14 protein-coding genes and 1 tRNA gene are annotated in these 23487 nt (G+C 37.3%); 13 read left to right on the forward strand and 2 right to left on the reverse strand.

Features of this window, described 5'->3' with window-relative positions; translation table 11 throughout:
* Nucleotides 1–187: 187 nt before the first annotated feature.
* Nucleotides 188–1324 (reverse strand): tetratricopeptide repeat protein, encoded by a 1137-nt coding sequence (locus tag KYG33_RS01180; RefSeq protein ID WP_219072517.1) that lies wholly within the window; start codon nucleotides 1322–1324, stop codon nucleotides 188–190.
* Between the two features lie 168 nt (nucleotides 1325–1492).
* On the opposite strand from KYG33_RS01180, the gene KYG33_RS01185 reads away from it, so the two are divergent.
* From KYG33_RS01185 to pelA, 13 genes are all read left to right on the forward strand, one after another.
* Nucleotides 1493–1996 carry a DinB family protein gene (locus tag KYG33_RS01185; protein ID WP_077414619.1) on the forward strand — a complete coding sequence of 168 codons (504 nt, stop codon included), beginning with the start codon at nucleotides 1493–1495 and terminating at the stop codon, nucleotides 1994–1996.
* Nucleotides 1997–2068: 72 nt separating this feature from the next.
* A complete protein-coding gene (locus KYG33_RS01190) occupies nucleotides 2069–3835 on the forward strand; it encodes a S41 family peptidase (protein ID WP_219072518.1) in 1767 nt (588 codons plus the stop codon).
* A gap of 576 nt (nucleotides 3836–4411) precedes the next feature.
* Nucleotides 4412–6574 (forward strand): type VI secretion system Vgr family protein, encoded by a 2163-nt coding sequence (locus tag KYG33_RS01195; protein ID WP_077414615.1) that lies wholly within the window; start codon nucleotides 4412–4414, stop codon nucleotides 6572–6574.
* Nucleotides 6575–6580: 6 nt separating this feature from the next.
* On the forward strand, nucleotides 6581–7840 hold the full coding sequence (locus tag KYG33_RS01200; protein WP_077414613.1) for a tetratricopeptide repeat protein: 1260 nt from the start codon (nucleotides 6581–6583) through the stop codon (nucleotides 7838–7840).
* Between the two features lie 18 nt (nucleotides 7841–7858).
* Nucleotides 7859–12616: an RHS repeat-associated core domain-containing protein gene (locus KYG33_RS01205; RefSeq protein ID WP_257468883.1), complete on the forward strand. Its 4758-nt coding sequence runs from the start codon at nucleotides 7859–7861 to the stop codon at nucleotides 12614–12616.
* Between the two features lie 24 nt (nucleotides 12617–12640).
* The gene (locus KYG33_RS01210; protein ID WP_180565614.1) at nucleotides 12641–13159 is read left to right on the forward strand and encodes a hypothetical protein; all 519 of its coding nucleotides are present in this window, start codon (nucleotides 12641–12643) and stop codon (nucleotides 13157–13159) included.
* 346 nt (nucleotides 13160–13505) lie between these two features.
* Nucleotides 13506–14000, forward strand: coding sequence for a hypothetical protein (locus KYG33_RS01215; RefSeq protein ID WP_077414609.1), 495 nt, complete (start codon nucleotides 13506–13508; stop codon nucleotides 13998–14000).
* 217 nt (nucleotides 14001–14217) lie between these two features.
* Nucleotides 14218–14305, forward strand: a tRNA-Ser gene (locus KYG33_RS01220).
* Nucleotides 14306–14658: 353 nt separating this feature from the next.
* Complete coding sequence (locus KYG33_RS22560) at nucleotides 14659–15228, forward strand: phage integrase SAM-like domain-containing protein (protein ID WP_317619665.1); 570 nt, start codon at nucleotides 14659–14661, stop codon at nucleotides 15226–15228.
* On the forward strand, nucleotides 15146–15787 hold the full coding sequence (locus tag KYG33_RS22565; RefSeq protein ID WP_317619666.1) for a site-specific integrase: 642 nt from the start codon (nucleotides 15146–15148) through the stop codon (nucleotides 15785–15787). The genes KYG33_RS22560 and KYG33_RS22565 overlap by 83 nt, the downstream gene beginning before the upstream one ends.
* Before the next feature lie 736 nt (nucleotides 15788–16523).
* Entirely contained in the window at nucleotides 16524–19529 is a 3006-nt protein-coding gene (locus KYG33_RS01230) for a LamG-like jellyroll fold domain-containing protein (protein WP_219072519.1), read from the forward strand.
* Between the two features lie 227 nt (nucleotides 19530–19756).
* Entirely contained in the window at nucleotides 19757–20938 is a 1182-nt protein-coding gene (locus tag KYG33_RS01235; protein WP_219072520.1) for a DUF4861 domain-containing protein, read from the forward strand.
* A gap of 2 nt (nucleotides 20939–20940) precedes the next feature.
* Entirely contained in the window at nucleotides 20941–21960 is a 1020-nt protein-coding gene (gene pelA / locus KYG33_RS01240; protein WP_077418730.1) for a pectate lyase, read from the forward strand.
* Nucleotides 21961–22270: 310 nt separating this feature from the next.
* Here pelA and KYG33_RS01245 read toward each other — a convergent pair whose 3' ends face one another.
* Nucleotides 22271–23383: a polysaccharide lyase family 1 protein gene (locus tag KYG33_RS01245; RefSeq protein WP_219072521.1), complete on the reverse strand. Its 1113-nt coding sequence runs from the start codon at nucleotides 23381–23383 to the stop codon at nucleotides 22271–22273.
* Nucleotides 23384–23487 lie beyond the last annotated feature (104 nt).

Consider the following 23487-nt stretch of genomic DNA (forward strand, 5'->3'; position numbering starts at 1 on the left):
CGGTTCATTGAATAGCTCACTTGTGACTATAATCACAAAAATAACTGGAATTTTCTGTTAGGTAATTATAAATGTAACGTAGTGAAATGAAGAATCCTGGCTTTACATGAGATTCTTCCTTTGTCAGAAATCGAAGATTTGACGTAGTCAATGACAATGATGTAAAATTGTATGTATTCGCCTTCTATTATTTTAAAATAAGAATTCTCCCTTTTGCATACGCAATCTGATCTTTTTCTTTTTCCTGGTCCGGATGGTTTTTAAGGTACATCTGATAGTAGGTGACCGCATTCTTAGGCTGTTTCAGATTCAGATCATAATGAAGGCCTAAGCGATAATAAATAATATTACTGGTCCCAAAAGTCAATCCTCTTTTATAAGCTGTAACCGCATCATTGTATTGGTTTTTGGCTTCATAGATGCCTGCCAATGCGGCATAATACAGCGTGGTATGATCTGAAACAGCTTTATCAATAGTCTTTTGTGCATAGATAGCAGCATTATTATAATCTTTCAGTTCACGATAGCTCAAGGTCATGAAATACAACGTGCCTTCATTTTGTACTCCCATATCTTCCAGCATTTTATAAAGACTGATGCATTTCTGATGCTCCTTTACATAAAAATAAGCCTGGCCCATATCATTCATTACATTCACATCAGCATGGTTTTTCAGGAGTTTTTCACCAATTTCAATCACTTCCGGATATTTGGCAAGTTGATTGGCAACGGGTAATAGAGCCTGTTGTAAAGTGAAATTTTCTGTGTCAGAAGCGATGGCTGTTTTTAAAACATCATAAGCAGGCTGATATTGTTTCAGGCCACTGTAAGTCAGAGAAAGATCATAAGCTACATCGGGATCAGTAGAATTCAAGGAGCTTGCTTTTTTGAGGTAGTTCAGTTTAGTTTCGGGAGTATCAGCATAGGTGGCAAGCTGCTTGTAAGCATTGAAGTTAAGACTATCCAGCTGAATGATCTGTTGAAGGTAAGCCTTGGCATTAGTCACATTTCCCCGTCTGGAATTGATGCTTGCCAGACTAAATAGAGTTGGCAGGCTGTTCGGTTGTATAGTATTGATTTTTATATAATTTCTCTCTGCTTCCGGAAGTTTTCCGGCCATCATATGACAGTAGGCTATTTGTGAAAGAGCTTTTATATCCTGCGTATCTCCGGGATATATGCTTTGAAGGTATTTGGCAGCATCGGCATAGCGCTGTGTCTCATAATATTCAAGAAGCTTTTCAGTGTCAATTTTTGCAGACTGAGCAGTGATATTGTTAAAGCCTAATAGTATAATGCACAAGCAAATTCCTATTTTCATCATGGTTATTTTTTAACTAAAATATTGGATATTTAATACGCCTCCAAATTTTACGGTCACATATTGGGGATTTTTTTAAATTTTATGAATAATTTATAGTAAAATCAAAACTTCTCCCCATTAGATTGCTTATATTCATCCTGTAAAAAAGACAGACAAAGCTCAATAAATATGGAAATAAAAACGGTACAGTCATTCATCAATTATTATGAGAAAATAAGAGAAAGAACAAACCGCATTATTGCAGTTGTTCCACCTGAACATATAGATTTTTCCTATAAACCCGGGAAGTTTACTATTGGCGATCAGATAAGACATATTGCTACCATAGAACGCTATATGTATGGAGAAACCATTACTGGAAAGAAAAGTGCTTATCCGGGATGTGGAAAAGAACTTGCTGATGGCTATGAAAATACCGTGAAGTTTTTCAATGAAATGCACAGACAAACGCTGGAAATCATTAACGGCCTTTCTGATGAAGATCTCACCCGCAAATGTTTAACTCCGGCCAACAGTGAAATCTCTGTTTGGAAATGGCTTCGCGCGATGATAGAACATGAGATTCATCACAGAGCAGAATTATACATCTATCTCAATCTTTTGGATGTGAAAACACCTCAGATTTACGGATTTTCTGCCGAAGAAGTTCAGAACCTGAGCGTAAAACTATAGAATGGAAGTAGATTTTAAAGAGTTTCAATCCATTTGGGTTAATTTGTATATTAGCCCATTCAAAAAATAATAATGGCCAGACCTTTTATCATCCCTCTTTTACTATTTTTAAACAGTGCCTATGCACAAACCCATTCAGATCTGAAACCTGGAGACACTTTAAAATATTCTCCCCAATCTCATAAATCTTCCTGGATCTCGGTACAGTCTGCAGATGCCAATCTAGGAGTTGCTTTGTTTATGGATGGGAAAAAGGTAAAAGAACAGGATGATTCCAGAGGTATAAAGAGTGTTGAACGCTTCTATTTTACTCCGGAAAAAGGAAAAAAATATGAATTTAAAATCTGGGCCAAATCGTATTCAGAAAAAAGTAAAACGGCCGGAGTTTCCATTACAGAGTCCCGAAATGTGCCTGTTCTGGAAGGGAAATTCAGTCCTGATCAGTTTGTAGAAGATCTTCAAACATTCCGTTCTATAAGAGAAAAAGCAAATTCCGGACTGTATGTATACAGAACAAGAAAGCAAATTGACAGTATTTACCGACAGGCTGAGGAAGAAGCCAGAAACAGCAAAAATATTTTTGATTTCTATAAAGTCATTGCAAAGATTACCGGATTTGAAGGAAGCTGCCATAACTATACAGATCTTCCCAATCACGCTTCTTATTATCTCACACAGAAACCGGAATATTTACCCATTACTTTAAAGAATATTGACGGTCGTTTGCTTCAGGATTCAAAAGATAATGCATTGCCTCTTGGTGCTGAGATCCTTTCTATCAACGGAGTTTCTGCAAAAGAAATGATCAGCCGTTTTTCTCAATATTATTTTTCTGACGGATATTCAGCACCCTACAAAGAAACAACAGGTTTTGAAAGAGGAATGCTGGATAAATTTTATATGGAATTCGGAACCCACAAAAACTATCTCATCAGCTATAAATGGAACGGAACTGTAAAAGAAATATCACTGCCGGGAATATCGTTGGACGATTTTAAAAAACTTCAGGATTTAAGATTTTCGCTTGCCTTTGACAAAAAACTGCTGTCTGAAAAATACAGTTTGAATAAAGAAGGAGATGGAATCTATCGCTTATCCTTGAGAGGGTTTGATTTTGCAACCGGGAAAGAAGATCCTGCCTATAAAAAATTCAGTGCTTTTCTTGACCAGATGATGAATACTCTGGAAAGCGAAAAAACAGAAAACCTGATCATAGATCTAAGAGGAAATACCGGAGGTACAGGGGCTCTTTATGAAAAAGTATTTTCTTATCTTACCCAAAGACCTTTCCGCGACAGCCAATATGCTTATACCAACTTTAATGAAGTGCCTATGGAAGAAAAGCTGGTCATAACACCTCTTTTTCTTTCCAATGGAGTACAGGACAAACATGGACTGAATGCCTATCTGAAACAGCTTTATCCTAAAGAGGTTCAAGGAAAATATTATTGGGCAGATGACAAAAATCCTTTGATTTTACCCAATAACAAAACTTTTAAAGGACAGCTTTATCTGCTTGTAGACCAACGAGTGGCTTCCGCAGCTTCACATTTGGCCTCACTGATAAAATCTTATACCAATGCCATTGTGATCGGGAAAGAAACGGTAGGAGGGTATTATGAGCATAACGGGCATCTTCCGCTGGTATATGAACTTCCCAATACCGGTATCCAGACCGGATTCTCTATTGTGCATGTCATTCAGGATGCGCAGAATCTTCCTGATCAGAAAAGAAGTCACGGAATTATCCCTCACATTCAGATACAGCAGACTGATCAGGAATTTCTTGATCAGACTGATATTTATATGAAAAAAGTATCAGAACTCCGAAAACCGTAAAACCGATTCCTTTTATTGTATTACTAAATATAAAACCGGCTCTAAATTCATTATTTGCAGCTGGTTTTTTTGTTGCCAGAATCCATTTTTATTTTAGATTATTTCTATTTTAAGTGATAAATTTATTGTTTTTATTTATTAAAAATTGTTAAATATTCATTTGATAAAGAGGTATTTATTATTTTATTTAAATCATTTATTTTAGAATTATTAATTAAAAGTCGTAGAACTACTACAAAATTTCAGATTAGTCACAGAAAATTTTTTGAATAGAGATTAGCGTTTTATCTTTGTAATAACACCAAATCCAATTACAAAAAAATTAATAATGATTAAAATTTGCATATCATCACAATAAACTCAGGAGAAATCCTGGAATCCAGCAGGGAAATAAAGTAGATAAATATGCTGCTTTATCTTTTTACTCATTACATTATACCCTGTTTTTGATCTCAATATCCGGCTTTTATTCCTTAGAATAGAACACGGATAACGAAAATGTATCTGATCTTTTTGATTCAGGTAGATTTTAGCCTTTAAAAAATTTGACACCCAATCAATCAAAATACTACAACTATGTTTCAGGACGATCATTCACCCAAAATGCCTGTTTCCAAAGATAAAATTCCAGCTGTAAATAATCTAAAAGAGACTCTCAAAGACCAGGCAGTAAGCAAAGCTGCCCAGAAAGTACAGGAAAAATCAAGTGGAACCATTAAAAAAGCTACCGAAAAAATGGTTCAGGCGCAGGCTTATACCGGAATGGTTCAAAGTGGGTCCCAAATGTTTATGAATCAGGTTAAGCAGCCTAATCCACCCACATTGGTAGAGGATAAAGTATGGTCAAAACAACCTACTTCCGGAATCTATAATGCCAATACAATCCCTGGCAATCAGGTAGCGGGAATCAACCGTGTGGTAAAGCTTGAAATTGTAATTGACGGAAAAGTAATCAAACATTTCAAACATTTTCAGCTAAAACAAAGTGCTGTAAAACATCATGAGTTCGATCTTATGCTGGCTCACGATACACTGGGAAGCACGGAAAACCATAATCTGGAAGAAGCTCAGAACTTTCTGGGAAAAAGAATTACGGTTATTTTCAGATACAAAGACGTTGAAGACGGCCCTGAAAGAAACTTTGTAGGTGTAATCACTGAAGTAGGTTTCAGTCAGGAAAAAGGAAGTCTGGGAAATATTGTTCTTACAGGTTCAAGCCCGACTGTTCTTTTGGATGCAGCTCCTCATATTCAGAGTTTTGGCGGAGCACAGGAGATCAGTCTGAACAGTATTGCAGATCAGGTGATCAAAGAAGGTCTTGGACAGAATTCCTTTGATTTCAGAGTGGATGCCGCCCACGGAAACATTTCGTACAGCTCACAATATGAAGAAACCCATTACAACTATCTGGCAAGAATAGCAGAAGCGTATGGTGAACAGTTTTATTATGATGGTGAAGTTCTGCATTTCGGGAAGCTTCCACCTCAGGAAAAGCCTGTGAAACTTACTTACGGAAGCAGTGTGAGTGACGTAAAAATCAAAATGAAAGCCCAGCACGTGAATCCTTCATTTTATGGATATAACAGCAGTAAAAATGAAAAATTAACGGCAGGAAATTCTAAGATTACCCATACTTCAGATATTGCTAAAAGAGCGTATGAAATATCAGAAAAAACCTTTACAACCCCTTCATTGAGAGTAGCTCCAATAAAAGCAGTGTCTTTTATGGATGTGGAAAACTCTCAGAAAGGAACAGCCGGAAGTAAAGCTTCAGAAGTATTTGTTATTTCAGGCATTACTACAGTACCATTCCTATATCCGGGATGTATTGCTGATATTGAAATGCGGAAAGCAGAAAGCAGTGAAACCACCTATTTCACCAAACTGATGATTATAGATATGTATCATGAGGTGGATGCAAGAGGATATTATACCGGAACATTTGAAGCAATAGCTTCTGACACAGGATTTATTCCCCGCCCGGAGTTTCATATTCCAAAAGCGGATGCACAATTTGCCAAAGTGATTTCCAATACAGACCCTTTAAATCAGGGAAGAGTTAAAGTTCAGTTTGACTGGCAGAATGGTTCTACCACTACAGAATACATCCGGGTGATGACTCCCGATGGAGGTGGAAGTGAAAAAGTAAGTAAAAACCGAGGCTTTATGGCCATTCCGGAAGAAGGTGATCAGGTAGTGGTCAACTTTGCCCATCAGCATCCTGACCGTCCCTTCGTGATGGGAGGAATGTTTCACGGTGGAGTTGGCGGCGGCGGCGGAACCGGAAATAATATTAAAAGCTTAAGCAGTAAAAGCGGGCATACCATGAGTCTGGATGATGCGGGAGGAATTACCGTGAGAGATAAAGACCAGAATTCTGTTTTTCTGGATGGTGCAGGAAATATAAGTATAGACAGTAAAATTTCTATTACCCTGAACTGTGGAAGCAGCTCTATTTATATGGATAAAGATGGAAATATTCAGATCAAAGGAAAAGAAATATTTGTACAGGGAGTTAATATCGGAGTTGGGGGAACAACAAGTATCGGAGTTGGGGTAGGACCTGAAGACGGTGATCCTACTTCCGGAGTCGGAATCAAGTCAGATACCCTGGATATCGGAACCAAAACCCTTTCAATGAGAGGAGATACGGAAGCCAATCTCAGCAGTGGAGGAAAAATTAATGTGGGTGGCGGAAGTGAAACAAATATTGTAAGTGGAACTGTAAAACTGAATTAAAAGCAGATGAATCCAGTAGATTTGGAGTTGGTAAAATTAAAAAGACAATGGCAGAAAGTCGTTTTAAAGAACGAAGAAAAACCTATGCTGATCTGTATAGGAGAAAAACATGAAACCGATCTTTTTGACGGATTTATCAAGTCAAAACTTTCCGAAGATGAAGAAGGGGATGATATTTTTTTACTCCATTATCAGGAATTTAACGGAATGAAATCCTTTGGACAGACTTTACTGGATGAATGGACCGAATTCTACGAAATGCTGAAAAAAAGTGAAGAAAATATTCCGCAATGGGACTTCAAAGATCCGGGAAAAACTTTTAAAACTGATGCTTATAAGGCATTTTATCCTTTACTGGAATTAAAGAAAAACTTCCCGAATATTAAGGATTCCAAAATCTACCTATATATTGCCCCACTCAGGATCAGTGATACAGAAGAATTGTCCCTGTGGGTGAAAGAATGGTGTAAGATATGTGAGATATCAGAAAATAAAGATATTAAACTGGTTTGGGCAGAACATCATACCTATAGAACACTATCGCAGATTCCTTCAGCGCACAGTTTCAGGGTAGAAGTGGATATTCATCAGTTAATGCAGAATACAGCAGCTCATACAAACAGGAAAAAAAACAGTCCGGATACAGATTTTCAGCAGCAGATTCTTATAGCGAGCAATCATTTAAGTAAAGAAAGATTCAAAGAAGCGGAGCATGCCTTAAAAACAGCAGTGAAGCTGGCTAAAGAACAGAAAAATAAACAGGGAGAGATTTCTGCCTATTTTATGCTTACCCAGTCATATACAGCAGACAAGAAAAAAGATAGAGCAGAAGATACGTACAGGACAATATTTGAAGAAGTAGAGCCCGACTCGCCTTTGGAAGTTCAGATGTATATGAATTATGGAAGCCATCTGTTAGGAAATTCCAAAAAATCCAAGGCTGAAAAAATATTTGAAAAAGCTGCAGAAACAGCACAAAAGATAGGAGAATATGCGATGGCTATTGAATGTTACAGAATCATTGCAACATTGAATGATACTGTGCTGACAAAAGATAAAATGATAAGGTATTTTGAAAAATGCCTCGACATAGCAAAATTAATGGAGCCTTCAGTACGGGACCAAAGCAGCCTGCGGTTTGTAGCCTCAATGCTGATTCTCAAATACGAAGGAGATCGTGATAAAAAAACAATACTGGACAATGAAATGAAGACTTATTTTGGTGATGAATGGAGAGTGAGTGTAGAAAAACCAAAAGCAGGGTAATCTCAAATTAAAACAATCATGGCAGATCTGAATAAAAAGACAGTAAAACCGATCAAAGTTGCAAAACCGGATATGAATCCGGAACGCTCCTTGAAGGTGAACGCAGACGTTACTTCGGTTAGCTGGGACAAAACCAAGCAGGGATGGAAGAATGGGATGAAAAATAATGTTGACTCCCTGAATCCTGTTTCTATGGTTAAATCCTTAGCTGGAGGAGACGGTGGTCTGCCACAAAAAAGTAGTGGCGGAGGCGGTGGAGACAGTGCTGTAACAGCTGAAAAAGCTGCTCCGGAAAGCAAGGTGAAGCTAATTAAAGTCAATACACCGGCAATGCCTTCCAGTGCGATTCAGCATACGAGTAAGCATTTTGATATTGTGCTGGCAATTGATATCCACTGGACATTGATTCCACCACCGCCATCATTTATGCTGATTCCTCTGCCGTTGCCACATCCTTTTATCGGAATTGTGTTTGACATCATGGATTACATCACCATCACCATTCCGATTCCACAGTTCGCAAGAAATCTGATGCCCTCATTGCCGGAAAGTATTCCGATGGGAGGCTCTATTTACGTTCACGGAAGACATAAGGCAACCACTACAACAAGTGTAATGGGAGTGGTGATTCCATTCAGACATATCACATCATTAATTCCTGTATATTTAATTCCTTTTCCTCAGGAAGCTCCACATGAAGGGGAAGTTTATTATGGTTCACAGACCGTTCTGGCGCAAGGAAGTAAAATGAGTGGAAATCAACCGCAACAGGTGCTTACCTGTATGGGATTTCCTTTTGGGATGACTATGCTGCCCGCCATGCCGGACAAACCAAAGAAAAATCCACTGGCTTATTTCGCCTTCTATAATAATTTTTCAAGTATGTATATTCAGATCAATACAGGAGGTCCTGTGTTGGTGGGTGGAGCTTTTGTTCCGCATGTGTATACCCCCGGAGAAATGCTGATGCGTCTTGCGGGGATGTTTTTGATGAGAAGCCTGACTAAGAAAATAGGAAAACTGGGAGCCAATGGATTAAAAAAACTCAATAACAGTGTTCTTAAAAAAGCGCCTTTCAATAAATTTAAATTGGCCAATGCCTTATCCAAAAAATTATGTCATTACGGCCTTGAACCTGTGAATTTTGCAACCGGTGCCATGGTTTTCGAATGGGAAGATTTTATTATTCAGGGCAGTACACCTTTAACTTGGAGAAATATCTGGCACAGCGACCGGCCTTACGATTTTGGTCCTTTAGGAAACGGTGTCTTTAATAATCATGACCTGTTTATTCTTCCTGAAGAAGACAATAAGTTTGCCGGTTGGATGCATCCTGATGAAAATATTGCAATGTTGATTCCCGCACCTGAAATTGGTGAAGAGATGACCTATTTCAGAGATCAGAAAATATGGCAGTACAGACCAAGCAGCAGTGTTTGGGTTATTCGTAAAGGAACTGATATTTATACTTATAGACGCTTTTATCATGTTACGGAAGGACCAATTTATAAGGTAATTCGTATTGAATATGGAGATGGTACGATCAGAGAATATGAGTATGAAGACCGCAATATTATCCTGAAAAGCATAAAAGATGTAAAGAGTGGATTCAGCATAGAAACTGTTATCAATCCTGAGTATAAAAAAGTAACAGAAGTATATTACTGTTATAAAAAACAAAGAGATTTACAAGTTCGCTATGATTATGATGAAAGAGGCAATCTTACCCATGTTTGGGATATTCATAAAAAGGCTATTGTATTTGACTATGATGGAGAAAACCATGTTGTGAGAAGAACTAACCGGAACGGAATGAGCTATCAGTGGGAATATGACAAAAACGGAAGAGTAGTTCATACCAAAGGTACGGATGGATATATGGAAGGAAAACTTCATTACCATGATGAGGAAGGTTTTACAGAAGTTATCTATCCAAAGCAAAACAATAAAACAGAGGAATATCATTACGATGAAAATTTTCTGGTTTATAAAAAAGTAGATGGAGAGGGTGGAGAAACATGGTACGATTTTACAGCGCACAACGAACTAAAGATGATAGGAACGCCTGAAGGACGTGTCCAGGGGTATACCTATGATGAAATGGGAAATATTAAAATTTTCCATACTCCGGATGGAGAAGAATACCATTATCAGTACAATGAATTCGGACAGGTAATTGCCCGTTTCTCCCCTTCGGGAGCTTCGGAAACATGGATCTATGATGATGAGGGAAAACTGATAAGCTATACCGATCCTGCCGAAGAAAGTGTATATTATGAATATGCAGACGGTGGCAGACTTCCCGAAAAAAGCATAAAAGAACATATTACAACATCTTACGAATATAATAAGAGAGGTCAGCTTATTCAGCTAACCAATACAATAGGAGCTGAGCAATATTGGAGGTATGATGAATATGGAAGATTATTGGTTTTCAGCCCCAAACCTCTAAACAGAGTCCTTTGGAACAGAGATAAAATGGGAAGGGTTGTAGAAGTGAATGAACAGGGGCAGTTGCCACTAAAACTTCGTTACGACGCCTATGATCTTCCGGTGTATGCTACCGATGGGCGCGCAGAATGGCTGATGAGCTATACGCCAATGGGAAGGCTTAAACGTAAGGTCCGCAGGAATGCTCTTTCTCATAAAAAAGAAGAAACGTTGGTTTTCGGATATGATGCTTATGAAAATCTGATGAGAATTACCAATGAAAAAGGAGAAGTTTACCAGTTTGAAAGAAACTATAATGACGAAGTCACCGGGGAGACAGGTTTTGACGGCCAGAAAAAGTTCTTTGTAAGAGATAAAGACGGAATGGTCACCCAAACCAGAACTCCCCACGGGAAAGATATTTTTTATGAATATGATCTGGGCGGAAGATTAACACAGACCCATTATCCCGACGGAACCTGGGAAGCCTATCAGTATGACTCCTCAGGATTATTGGTTAAAGCAGATAATGAAAACAGCAGTGTAGCTTTTCAGAGAAATAAATTAGGACAGATCACCAGTGAAAAACAGGGTGCGTACACCATTCAATATGAATATGACACTCAGGCAAATCTGATCGGTTTGAAAAGTAGCTTAGGAGCCGAAGTAGACTATTCTTATAATGATCTGGGACAGCTTAAAACGGTAACTGCCACTATTCCGGAAGTGCATGCACCCTGGCAGATGAATCTTGAGATCAGCCGGAACGGACAGATGCATTCCCGTGAAATGACCGGCGGGGTAGAAAGCACTTTTGAATTTGATCATATCGGAATGCCGGTAAGTCAGAAAGTAACAGTGAATAAAACCAATACTACCTTCCATAAAGATTATGACTGGGGAGCCGGAAGCCGATTGCTGCATACGCTGGACAGGGTGACGGGAGGAAGAACAAGATTTGATTACGATGCTTTCGGAAGCCTTGTTGCTGCAGAATATTCGAACGGAGAAGTACAGTACAAAAATCCGGATGCTACGGGATGTTTATATGAAAGTGCCCGGCAGACTGACCGCGTCTACGACGAAGGAGGAAAGCTGATGCGCGATAAAAACTGGTTTTACCATTACGATGAAGAAGGAAATTTATTGTTAAAAAGTAAACGGCCTATCAATGATGCCAAACCGGAGCATAAAGAAGAACAGGAGAATGCACATCCTTATTATAAAACCATTGCTTCAGATTGGCTGAACAGCCCGAAACTGCCGGATGGAGCTGATTTACCCGATGTAACCGAATACTCTCCAACAGAAATACAAAACCCGGAATGGTCTTCCGGAGACTGGGCGTATTCCTGGAATGCTAACGGGATGCTGGCTAAAGTAAAACGCCCCGACGGCAAAGAGGTAAGCTTTGAGTATGATGCCCTCGGAAGAAGAACCTCAAAAATTGGCCTAAAGAAAATAACTCGTTATATTTGGGATGGTAATGTTCTTCTGCATGAATGGAGCTATGATGCTGAAGAAATTCCTGAAACGCTTGTAGATGATGACGGAAATGTCATTGTGGGAAAAGAACCTGTGGAGAATGTGGTGACCTGGGTGTATGAAAGAGGAAGTCATGTACCGAGTGCGAAAATAATAGATAATGAATGTTACACGATTGTTAATGATTATTTAGGAACGCCAATACAGGTTTACACTGAAAAAGGAGAAAAGATTTGGGAGAGAGAACTCAACATTTATGGAGATATAAAAGTTGAAATTGGTATTGGAAATTTTGTGCCTTTCCGTTATCAGGGACAGTATTATGATGTTGAAATTGATCTTTGCTATAATAGGTTAAGATATTATGATGTAAACAGTGGTCTATATATTAGTAAAGATCCAATAGATATCGATGGAGGTTATAATATTTATGCATATGTTCATGATTCTAACAACTATTTAGATATATTTGGATTAGCTGGGCAAAGATGGGCTGGAAAAACTAAAAAAGATGGTACGCCTTATCAAAAACCAGGCCCGAAGAGTAAAGGAACTGGTGATCATAATGCTAAAATTGATGAAATCATAGCAAGAGAAACAGCTAAACCTGGAGTAGAGCATATTGGTGGAGGTTCTAAAACAGAAATAATATTAGAAGACCTAGGAGGGCATAAAGATGTGAGAAGAATGGATGCATCATTTAAAAATGCTGATGGAGATATATACCACATAAATGTTGGACGAACATTAGAAGATGGAAAAACAGGAGTAATAAGAGAAAGGCTAGCTTTGGAAGATGTTAGAAATGCTGGCCATGATGTTACTTTTGAAGGATATGGTAAAGCATCTGCGTATAGATAATTTAAAATAGTAAATAGAGATTAAATGGCAAGTAAAATAAGTATTTTAAATACAATTGATAATGTAATAGAGTATGCTAAACCTCTTTTAGATAAGTATGAAGTTTATATATATATTGAATATAGAGATTCAGGAAAAGTATGGCATACTTTGTTAGAAAATAATGTTAAAGAAATTGAGATTAATGAAAGTTATAGTTGTTTTTTTCTATCCACAAAGTTAATTGATGTTTCACAGAAAATAAGTTTCTATAGTGATGAAATATATGGTTATACAATAGAGGGAACCGGAGGTAGAGAAGATGGAGATAATATTGAACAGACAGCATTAAGAATGATAAGCAAGACTCCTGAAAAAAATATTAAATCATTTTTTAATGCACTGCTTAATATGCTAAAGAAAGATGCTGATTATGAGAAAGGGGTTTACTCTGGTGCGGGAACTTTTTACAAGGATATTTTTTATTTAAAAAGTATCGGGCAAAGTAAAATATTTTGGTTTGATTTCAAAAGAAAAGATAAACCAATTAAAATTACTGAATAACTAAATTTGATGAAATACTATCGGTTGATATACAATTGGCTAAAAGATATTATTGAGTAACAGAAAAATAGGATGAAAAATCTAATAAATTTGAAGCCAAATTTTACGAATAAAAAATTATATCAACGGTTATTTACTCAAAAAAAATATTGAGTCTTACCCTTCCGATATAGAAAAGTTGAAAGAATTTATTTTAAACTTTAAAAATGCATGCGAAGATGAAACCTTAATCAAGGATTTATTTTCACGGGCTGAACTGAACTGATCAAAATAATAAAAAAATCTGAACATGTTTACACTATGATCAACAGATAAAACTTAATCCAAATCCAATCCAAATATATATATGAAGAAAATATTCTCAGAACTTAAAGGTTTCGTGGTATTCAGTCCGCAACTTTTAGCAAAATATCTACAGGATAATCATCTTTCGGGTACTAATATTTTAAAATACTTCGTAGAAAACGAACATGGAGATGAAATAACCAAATCAGGAATCGCAATCCCCATCATAGGGGTAGAAGAAGACCATTATGCATTTCGGGTTTCAGTAAATGACGAAAGGATTTTGAATGATGATGAGGTAGAGGTGGAGTCACGAGGCTGGATATTTCAGACCGCTAATAATGAAATAAAAGTTGTTGGTATCGGTTATTTAAAAGACGTTACTTCTATTAATGAGGAAAACAGTATTACTTTATCTTTAGAAAACGGATGGTATTCGTTAAAAATACGGGGAGGAAATAAAAATGGCGAAAGATTATTCGAACTGAATATGCAGAAACAGGACCTGCATCCGGCTTTTAGCGGAGATGTCACCACCGAATATTACTACGGATAAAAATAGTTGTTAAAAATAATATAGAAGACTGGACACTCCCTGTTTAAGGGGTAAATAGCTGATGATGAGTTCTTCATATTCTCATTTTTCAAGCCTGAGAAAATAGATTTTTCTCCAAAGTTGTAGAAATACGAATTTTATTGAAAAAAGATTTTGTCAGTAATAAAAAAGTTTCTATATTTGCACCACTGAAAACAACGGTACAACCGGAGTTAAAGGAGAGTTGGCAGAGTGGTCGATTGCGGCAGTCTTGAAAACTGTTGACTGTAACAGGTCCGGGGGTTCGAATCCCTCACTCTCCGCCAGTTGGGAAACCAAAATAAGCTAAAACGCTGTAAATATCAATGTTTACAGCGTTTTTTGTTTTTGCGCTAGTATCAAAAAAAATCAAAATAGGTCATGATTTATATGACCTATTCCGTGACCCATCCTGAAAATTGTAAAATGGGTCACGAAAAATTCAGGGAAAGCCGACTAACAGGTAGTCTAACGATTGTACATCTTGCAGAAAGTGGTAACAAAAAGTAAATTATTAACAATTAAAGTTACCATACAATGAACAAAACATTCAACCTATTATTCTTTATAAAAAAGAATAAAATCAGAACAAACGGAACCGCTCCCATCTATTTTACGAATCACGATAGATGGCAAAGCTGTGGACATTGCTGCTAAAAGGTATATCGATCCACAGAAATGGGACACTAAATCACACAAGGCACTAGGTAATACTCAAGAAGCTAAAATACTGAACCTCTATCTTAAAACTGTGGAACAACAAGTTTACGATTATCATTACCTGATGCTGAAAGAAGAAGATTTTGTAACATCAGAAAGTTTAAAATCTAAACTGCTTGGAACTGATGTCTCTACAAGAATGCTCATTCCTATTTTTCAGGATCATAATGATAAAGTTGAGGCTTTAGTTGGTCAGGATTTTGGGTCCGGAACATTGGAGCGGTACAAAACCTCTTTAAAACATACGCAGGAATTTCTCAACTGGAAATACAAAACTTCTGATATTGATATTACTAAAATCGACCATGCTTTTATCATGGATTATGATTTTTGGCTTCGTAGTGTACGTAAATGTGCTAACAATACAGCAGTAAAGTATATAAAGAATTTAAAAAGATTATTAGGTTATGTATGGCGAATGGCTGGCTCAAAAAAGATCCCTTTTAGGCTACAAAGCAAAACTCAAGGTAGTAGAACGGCCATATCTTAGCAAGGAAAAAATTCAAGCGATTTATGAAAAGGAATTTGCATCAGACAGATTGAGCCAGGTACGTGATATTTTCCTTTTCAGCTGCTATACAGGTTTGGCGTATGTTGATGTAAAGAAACTTTCGAAATCTCACGTGAATATCGGAATAGATGGCTACCAATGGATATTCACACATCGTCAGAAAACGGATACCTCAATCAGAATTCCATTATTACCTCTGGCACAGGAACTGATTTTAAAATATGAAGACCATCCAGAATGTGTAAATTCAGATGTCCTGTTCCCTGTTTTGAGCAATCAGAAAATGAATTCGTATCTCAAAGAAATTGTGAGTGTCTGTGGAATCAATAAAGATTTGACGTTCTATATCGCAAGACATACGTTTGCCACTACTGTTACTTTGTCCAATGGTGTTCCTATTGAAAGTGTAAGTAAAATGCTTGGTCATACGAATATCAAAACGACTCAGCATTATGCAAAAATATTAGATAAGAAAGTGAGTGAGGACATGTTTATTCTAAGAAGCAAACTGCAATGTACGAGTACAGTTAAAGATTAGATCATATATAAAAATGTCCCGTTATTGTAGACAAGTTAACCGTATCTCCCACACCCGTATCGATGTTTTATCTTATTTAGCTCGATGAAGAATTGCAATGCTCATTCTTGTTAAGAAATTTCTTGTAGTTTATTCATGACACAAGTACTTTAAGAAGTATAAAATCTACATTTTATATTAAATCTTGGTTGTTCTTGCCTTGTACCCATAACTGAAGAAATATCGAAACATTTGGTGGAAGATTTAGAAAGAATTGTAGAATTAAACAATCCTGTCTTGTGAACTTTACAGTATTATCTTCGAACCAATTTCTCGCAGATATTGATCGAATTTTAAATGTATTTAATAAAAAAAATGACAATAAAGCTTAGAGTTATTATTATTATTATTATTATTATTATTATTATTATTAGAGGGGCAATTGAGTAACGGATGGGATATTTACACTGTTGCTTAGTGATAATTTTATGTCTTGAAAAGATTTTCAACTCTAAATATCCATTGACCTCCGCTTTTAGGTGGCGGATCAGTTATGATGACACTCAGAACATTTAACAGTCCATATTCATAGGTAAGAACTTTTCAACTTTACCCATACATTTAAGTCATTTTTGTATTGGACTTATTACTTTACATATTATTTTTTTGTAATTGCTTGATATATAGGTCAGCAGGACGGAGCAGGATGCTCAGTATTGGTTTTGTGGATAGATTAGTTAACACAAAATTAATATTTATGAAAAATAAATCTTTACTGTTTAAACCCACTCTTAAATCTTTATTGTTTTGTGGATTAGCATTATCCACTATTGATTTTAGTGCTCAGACATTGGCATTTCCGGAAGCAACCGGTTTTGGAAGATATACTACGGGAGCAAGAGGTGCGGCAAATCCTCAGATTTATCTGGTTACCAATTTAAATGACAGCGGCCCGGGTTCATTCCGTGATGCGGTGAGTCAGCCGGGCCGGTTTGTTATATTTAAAGTGGGAGGTATTGTTAACTTACAATCGGTTGTTGCTGTGGCGGCTAATACCACAATTGCCGGGCAAACTGCTCCCGGAGAAGGAATTGTATTTTTGGGGCCCAGAGTATCATTTACAGGAGCCAATAACACAATTGCCAGATATCTTCGCATCCGTTATGGTGGGACATCTCAAAATCAGGATGCATCAGGAATAGCCAACGGGGCAAACATCATCTTAGATCATATGACTTTTACCTGGGGTACAGACGAAGTATTCTCAGTTAACTGGGATAACAACGGCACAAGTCCCGATAATATAACGATTCAGAATTCTATTATAGGGCAGGGAATGCACCGTCATAATCATTCTGCGGGAGGATTAATGCAGCCTCCGCCAGGGGGAAAGATCAGTTTAATCGGAAATTTATATATCTGTAATAAAACCCGTAATAATAAAATAAAAGGAATCAATGAGTTTGTCAATAATGTAGTTTACAACTGGGGTAATTATGGAAACACTTACGGTCACACCCAATCCGGGGAGGCATACATCATGGGAGGAGATTCAGCGGGAAGCTCTTTTGCCAATATCATCAACAATTATTTTATCGGAGGTCCAAACACCAGCAGTACAGTTACCACACCTTTCAGTGTAGGAAATGCCAATTTCAATTTATATGGTTCCGGGAATTATTTTGACAATAATAAAAATGGAGCATTAGATGGAGCCGCAGTTCCTCAAAGCTTAGTGGGTTACCCTGTAGGAGATCCGGCAGCAATAATGACCAGTCCATATGATTATCCGATGAAAACCCCTACATTAACCGCTCAGGAGGCATACAATAAAATTGTCACAAGTGTAGGAGCATCCTATCCAAGACGCGATCAGGTAGATGGCTTAATGATTTCAGATTTAATGTCGAAAGGGACAACAGCTACTTATGTTTATGTACAAACTGATTTAACGACCCAATTTGGGTTTACCAATGGCGGTGCGGGGCATGTTTATGGTGCGCCGGCTCCTTTGGATACTGACAATGACGGAATGCCTGATGCATGGGAAACAGTCAATGGACTGAATCCAACTGTCTTCGATGCTTTGGCAGTAAGCACAACACATGCTCCGTATTTGAATATTGAGGTTTATATTAACAGTCTGCCCAATACAACTCCTCCGGATTTCATTATTCCGCCAACAAATGTGAATTTCACCAATGCAATCACAACTACAGGAGCTTCACCTTCAAGTTTTTTAACCGTTAATTGGAACGATAATGCTGCAAATGAAACTAATTATATTGTAGAACGTTCTACTGATGGTACTAATTTTACCGTCATTGCAACATTGGGGGCGAATGCAACAAGTTATAATGAAGCCAGTTTAACGCCTGATACTCAATATTATTATAGAGTTAAAGCAACAAATACATCACAATCTTCAGTTTATACATCAAATACATCAGTAACCACACCGCCAATCCCATCAGCTCCCACAAAAGCAAATAACCCGATTCCCGCAACTGGCAATAATAACGTTGAGTTGAACGGTGGAAACCTGCTTTTAAAATGGAATGGCAGTTCAAACACAACAACCTATACCGTTTATTTTGGAACAGATCCTTTAAATTTAAGCAGTATTGCCACTGTACCTTATTCTGCTGCACCATCATATCAGCTTAATAATTTAAATCCGGCAGTAAATTACCATTGGAGAATTGATGCTTCCAATACTCTTGGTACTGCTGTGGGAGATGTGTGGAATTTTCGTGCATTGGCTCCAGGTATTGTCGGCAACTGGCCGTTTGCAGAGGCTCCTTCCGCTGGTGCGCAAATTGCAGATATAACTTCTTTTGCCAATCATGGAGTACTAAATACAGCTTATGATAATGCCAATGTAAGAGTGCCGGGAAAAGAAAACAATGCCCTTGATCTGGCAACTTCACCTGGTAATATGTACATCGCCAGTATTCCTCATCAGAATCATATTTTATTTGATAATCATTCGTTTACTGTTTCTTTTTGGATGAAAGCTCTAACAAGCATGATACCATCGTCTTCGTCTACAAGTCTGTATGTATTGTGTAAAGGTTCTTTCACTAAAAATACGGCAACGGGAGCCACCGGTAAACGTTTTAATATAGAAATCAAAGGAGGTCAGCTGCGATATGCTATTGATGATGACGTTACGAAAAAAGAAATCACATCACCTATTGCCAATTATTTTACTGATAACTGGGTGCATGTTGTGATTCAGAGAGATATTGCTGCGCATAAAATGAGAATTTATGCCAATGGCACTTTAATGACTGAAGGAGACGAAACTGCGGTTACAGGGATTGGTGAAGCAAGTGATCTGATCATCGGGAATATTGGTGAGCTTGAGTTTTTATCAACTGCCAATACTCCGGCTCCTTATAAAGGTGCGTTCGACGAACTTAAGTTGTACAATTATGCTTTATCTCCAACAGAAATTTATACTTTGTACAATCAGGCCGTGTTGAGTAATAATGAATTCAGTATTAGCAAAAATGTAGGAACAGTATATCCGAATCCTGCAAAAGACCAGATTTTCATCAAGCTTCCCGAATATAGAAAATCCAGTTTAACGGCAACAATTATTGATCTGACAGGAAATATCGTTGCCAAAGAAAAGATTAATACTGATGGAAAAGGGATCTTTACATTAAATATTGCAGACAAAAAAGCCTCAGGAAATTATATACTCAATGTTTCAGGAGAAAATCTGAATAGTAATTTTAAAATTATTATTAAATAAAAGGTATTACCAACGTTAATTTCATTCATACTTAAAAGAAGTCCTTTCAAATCATTTTGAAAGGATTTTTCTTTAATTGTAAATTTTTACTTCTGCAAGAGTCAAGCAGAATAGATTATTTCAAATATTTTTCTAAATCAGCCTGTTAGATTTAAAATTTGATTATTTTTTGACGTTCATAAGAAACTTATCATTATTTTTGATTTTTACAACTCAATTGAATAATTATGTTTAGATCAAAATTTTTAATTTCCGGATGTATTTGTGCAATCGTTTGCATAAGTTCTTTTCTGAAAGCACAAAATTCTATCCAGGTAAAAAATACATTGAATTTTTCAAGAAATGAAGTCGTTTCAATTTCTGTAGATCAATTAAAATCATTTTTAAATAAAAACAAAGAGTCTGATCTTAGAATAAAAGACAGCAACAATAAATATCTTCCTATTCAGTGGATCGATTATGATGGAGATGGGAAAAATGATGAACTCCTTTTTCAGGCAAATATTGACGCTAAAAAAACAAATTCTTATACAATTGTAGCTGATGAGAAAACTCTGATTCCTGAAACCAAAGTTTCGACATATTCAAGACTGGTTCTGGAGCGCGCAGACGATTATACTTGGGAAAATGACAAAATTGCTTTCAGAGTGTATGGTCCAAAAGGTCAGCAGGAAGCTTTGCAGGGCGTTAAAGGAAGTACACTTTCCAGCGGTGTTGATATCTGGCTGAAAAGAACCGATCAACCCATTATCAATAAATGGTATAAGGGCTATCTGACCGATCCGATGTACTATCACAAAGACACGAGAGGTGAGGGCTACGATCCTTACCAGGTTGGAGACAGCCGGGGAACAGGTGGAATTGGAATTTGGGTGAATGAAAAGCTTCAGGTGTCACAAAATTTTGTGAGTTCCAAAACCATTGCGGAAGGTCCTTTAAGAACAGTTTTTGAATTAACCTACAATCCATGGAGTGAATTCGGAGTGAAAGAAACAAAACGGATTTCCCTTGATCTGGGCTCCAATTTTTCAAAGTTTGAATCCAATTTTCAGGTTGAAAAGCAGGTTCCCAATTACACGATCGGAATTACTTTGCATAAAAATGAAGGGGTAGCAAAACTAAACGACAAAAACGGATATTATTTCCACTGGGAAAAAATTGACGATGCTTTTGTAGGAGAAGGAGTGGTTGTAGATCCTAAAATTGTTGAAAAATCTGTTGCTTTTAAATCTGAAACTCCGGATCAGAGCAACCTGTTAGTCGTGACAAAACCTCAAAATAAACTGACTTATTACGCCGGATTTGCATGGCAGAAAAGCAGACAGATTCAGACACAAAAAGATTGGGAAACTTTATTGCAAAAACAATCTCAGATGATTGCAAATCCATTAATTATCCAAATTAAATAATCATGAAATTAAAACTTTCAATAGTTGCCTTTTCTTTAATAACAGCTGTTTTTTCTGCTCAGGTTAAAGATACTTTAGCCGAAAAAATGCTGGTATACCAACTTCCAATTGGCGGTTGGGGCAAACAGCTTGAGGATAAATCTGTGGTGAATTATAATTTGCCGCTCGATAAAGATCTTTTGAAAAGGATAAAGGCCACGGGTGACGATCACGCAACGATTGATAACAACGCAACGTCAAAGGAAATTAATGCCTTAATAAAAGCATATTCCATCACAAAAAATCCTGAATATCTGAAATCTGCAGAGAAAGGAATCAGCTATCTTCTTTTAATGCAGTATAAAAACGGAGGTTTTCCACAATATTATCCGAATTCCGGATTGTACAGAAAGCAGGTGACCTATAATGACAATGCGATGATTAACGCTTTGACGGTTTTGTATAATGTGGCGGAAGGGAAAAATGATTTTAATGTTGTTGATTCTAAATTAAAGGAAAAATCAAAAATAGCTGTACAAAAAGGAATTGAATGCATCTTGAAAACTCAGGTTTTACAAAAAGGAATTCCAACAATCTGGGGCGACCAGTACAACGAAATTACGCTTCAGCCCGATAAAGCAAGGGCGTTTGAGCCTATTTCTCTGGCAACCGGAGAATCCGTAGGAATTGTAAGGTTTTTAATGCTGCAGCCTGTCACTCCCGAAGTTGAAAAATCGATAAAATCTGCTGTCAACTGGTTTAAGCAAAATAAAATTGAAGGCTACAGCTACAATGTTTCAAAAGTAAACGGAAAAGCTGTCCGGACTTTGGCTGAGGACAAAAATTCTGTGATCTGGGCAAGATTTTATGATATTAATAATAATAAACCTCTTTTTGGTGACCGCGATGGAAGCGTAAAATATAACTACAACGAGGTTTCTGAGGAAAGAAGAAACGGCTACAGCTGGTTCGGTGATTTTGCTGATAAGCTGATCAATAAAGAGTTTCCGAAATGGACACAGAAGAATAATGTGATGCCTTAGTTTTAAGGGTTGGAGAGTGAGAGTGAGAGTGAGAGTGAGAGTGAGAGTGAGAAGTGGAGTTGTGGTGTTTTTGGTGTCATTGCGAGGAGCAAAACGACGAAGCAATCTCTTTTAAAACAACCTTTTTGGCTAATTACTACTCATATTGAAAAGGCGATTACAGCCCTAGCCCCGATTGCAGTGAAAATCCTTTTTTGAAAAAAAAGATTGCAACGGAAAGCGGGAAAAAGCTCCTAAATAAAAAATACTATAAATAGAAAATGACTGAGCGCTACACTCAGTCATTTTCGTTTCTAATTCTAATTTTTATTTATAACGTATTGCAAATATTGCCTCCTAAAGTTGCGCCTGCATTGGTCGTTACATCAGACTTTACAGAAGATAAAGAAAGCATTGGGATCGTATAAGGCGGAGTAAATGCCGTACCGCTTCCTGCTGTGTTTCCGGTAACGTTGGTAAATGTATTGTTGGAAGTAACGGTAACCGCTGTGTAACCGCTCATCAGGTTAATGGGCTCTTTTACATTCTCAAATACGTTTCCATCGACACAGATATTCGCCTGGACTCCTGCTGCAATACATTTGTTGCTTACAGAACTGTTGAAATAGCTGTTAACAATATGTATTTTACCAAATCTCACTCTCGGCATACGCTCTCTGCATCCCGGAGCCCACCAGCAGCGAACAAATGTTACATTCAGTTTTCCCGCATCGGCTGTTGCACCGTCACTCGATCCGATAAGATTGGAGAATCTGTGGTCATCTGTTCCTCCTGAACCACCAGGTTTCGGAGCTTTCAGGTAATGGAATTTCGTATAAGAAACCGTAACGAAGTCAGATTTGTTTTTAATATCAAAATTCCCGTCTACACCGTCTCTGAATTCGCAATGGTCGATCCATACATTTCTGCAGTCATCCAAAATAGCATTGTCCCAGCCGTCTGTATCATAAGCTCCCGGACCTTCGAAAATCAGATTTCTGATAACGATATTGTTGCATCTTTTAATATTGATAATTCCTGAACCACTTGCCGTCTGGTCTGTAGAAACCAATTTTGCACCGCTTGCCCCGTAAAGTGTTTTTCCCGTTTGATCCTGAAGTGAAAGACGAGTCGTAATGGTGATGGTTCCTGTCACTTTAATGACTTTTACCGCTGTGTTTTCGATCGCAGCTTTTAACTGAGCATAGGTAGTCACAGTAGTTTCAGCAGCTGTTCCACCACCGGTTGTTCCACCATTTTGAGAAGCCCATCCCGGGGCTACACAGTTTGCTAAAGGAACTACGGCATTGGCAACGAGTTTGTTTGCAAGAGTAAGTTGGTTTGGATTTTCCGTTAAATCTGTTTTGATGTCTTCCTGCCCGCAGCCAGTCAAGGCAAAGCTTAGAGCTACCGTAAGAAGGGCAGCTTTAAATGTTGTTTTCATAGTAATAATTTGTTGTTATTGGATTAGGTTGTAAAATTATATATTTTATATTTAAATGTTTTATATTTTAATATATTAATATTTATATAATTATAATGTTATTA

It is taken from the genome of Chryseobacterium sp. D764, from assembly GCF_019317325.1.
In the GTDB taxonomy this organism is placed as follows: Bacteria; Bacteroidota; Bacteroidia; order Flavobacteriales; family Weeksellaceae; genus Chryseobacterium.

What these genes read in the sequence shown, in the direction of transcription:
- KYG33_RS01180 (WP_219072517.1), bottom strand. Translation starts at nt 1,324, where the DNA reads ATGATGAAAATAGGAATTTGCTTGTGCATTATACTATTAGGCTTTAAC.
- KYG33_RS01185 (WP_077414619.1), top strand. Translation starts at nt 1,493, where the DNA reads ATGGAAATAAAAACGGTACAGTCATTCATCAATTATTATGAGAAAATA.
- KYG33_RS01190 (WP_219072518.1), top strand. Translation starts at nt 2,069, where the DNA reads ATGGCCAGACCTTTTATCATCCCTCTTTTACTATTTTTAAACAGTGCC.
- KYG33_RS01195 (WP_077414615.1), top strand. Translation starts at nt 4,412, where the DNA reads ATGTTTCAGGACGATCATTCACCCAAAATGCCTGTTTCCAAAGATAAA.
- KYG33_RS01200 (WP_077414613.1), top strand. Translation starts at nt 6,581, where the DNA reads ATGAATCCAGTAGATTTGGAGTTGGTAAAATTAAAAAGACAATGGCAG.
- KYG33_RS01205 (WP_257468883.1), top strand. Translation starts at nt 7,859, where the DNA reads ATGGCAGATCTGAATAAAAAGACAGTAAAACCGATCAAAGTTGCAAAA.
- KYG33_RS01210 (WP_180565614.1), top strand. Translation starts at nt 12,641, where the DNA reads ATGGCAAGTAAAATAAGTATTTTAAATACAATTGATAATGTAATAGAG.
- KYG33_RS01215 (WP_077414609.1), top strand. Translation starts at nt 13,506, where the DNA reads ATGAAGAAAATATTCTCAGAACTTAAAGGTTTCGTGGTATTCAGTCCG.
- KYG33_RS22565 (WP_317619666.1), top strand. Translation starts at nt 15,146, where the DNA reads ATGTATGGCGAATGGCTGGCTCAAAAAAGATCCCTTTTAGGCTACAAA.
- KYG33_RS01230 (WP_219072519.1), top strand. Translation starts at nt 16,524, where the DNA reads ATGAAAAATAAATCTTTACTGTTTAAACCCACTCTTAAATCTTTATTG.
- KYG33_RS01235 (WP_219072520.1), top strand. Translation starts at nt 19,757, where the DNA reads ATGTTTAGATCAAAATTTTTAATTTCCGGATGTATTTGTGCAATCGTT.
- pelA (WP_077418730.1), top strand. Translation starts at nt 20,941, where the DNA reads ATGAAATTAAAACTTTCAATAGTTGCCTTTTCTTTAATAACAGCTGTT.
- KYG33_RS01245 (WP_219072521.1), bottom strand. Translation starts at nt 23,383, where the DNA reads ATGAAAACAACATTTAAAGCTGCCCTTCTTACGGTAGCTCTAAGCTTT.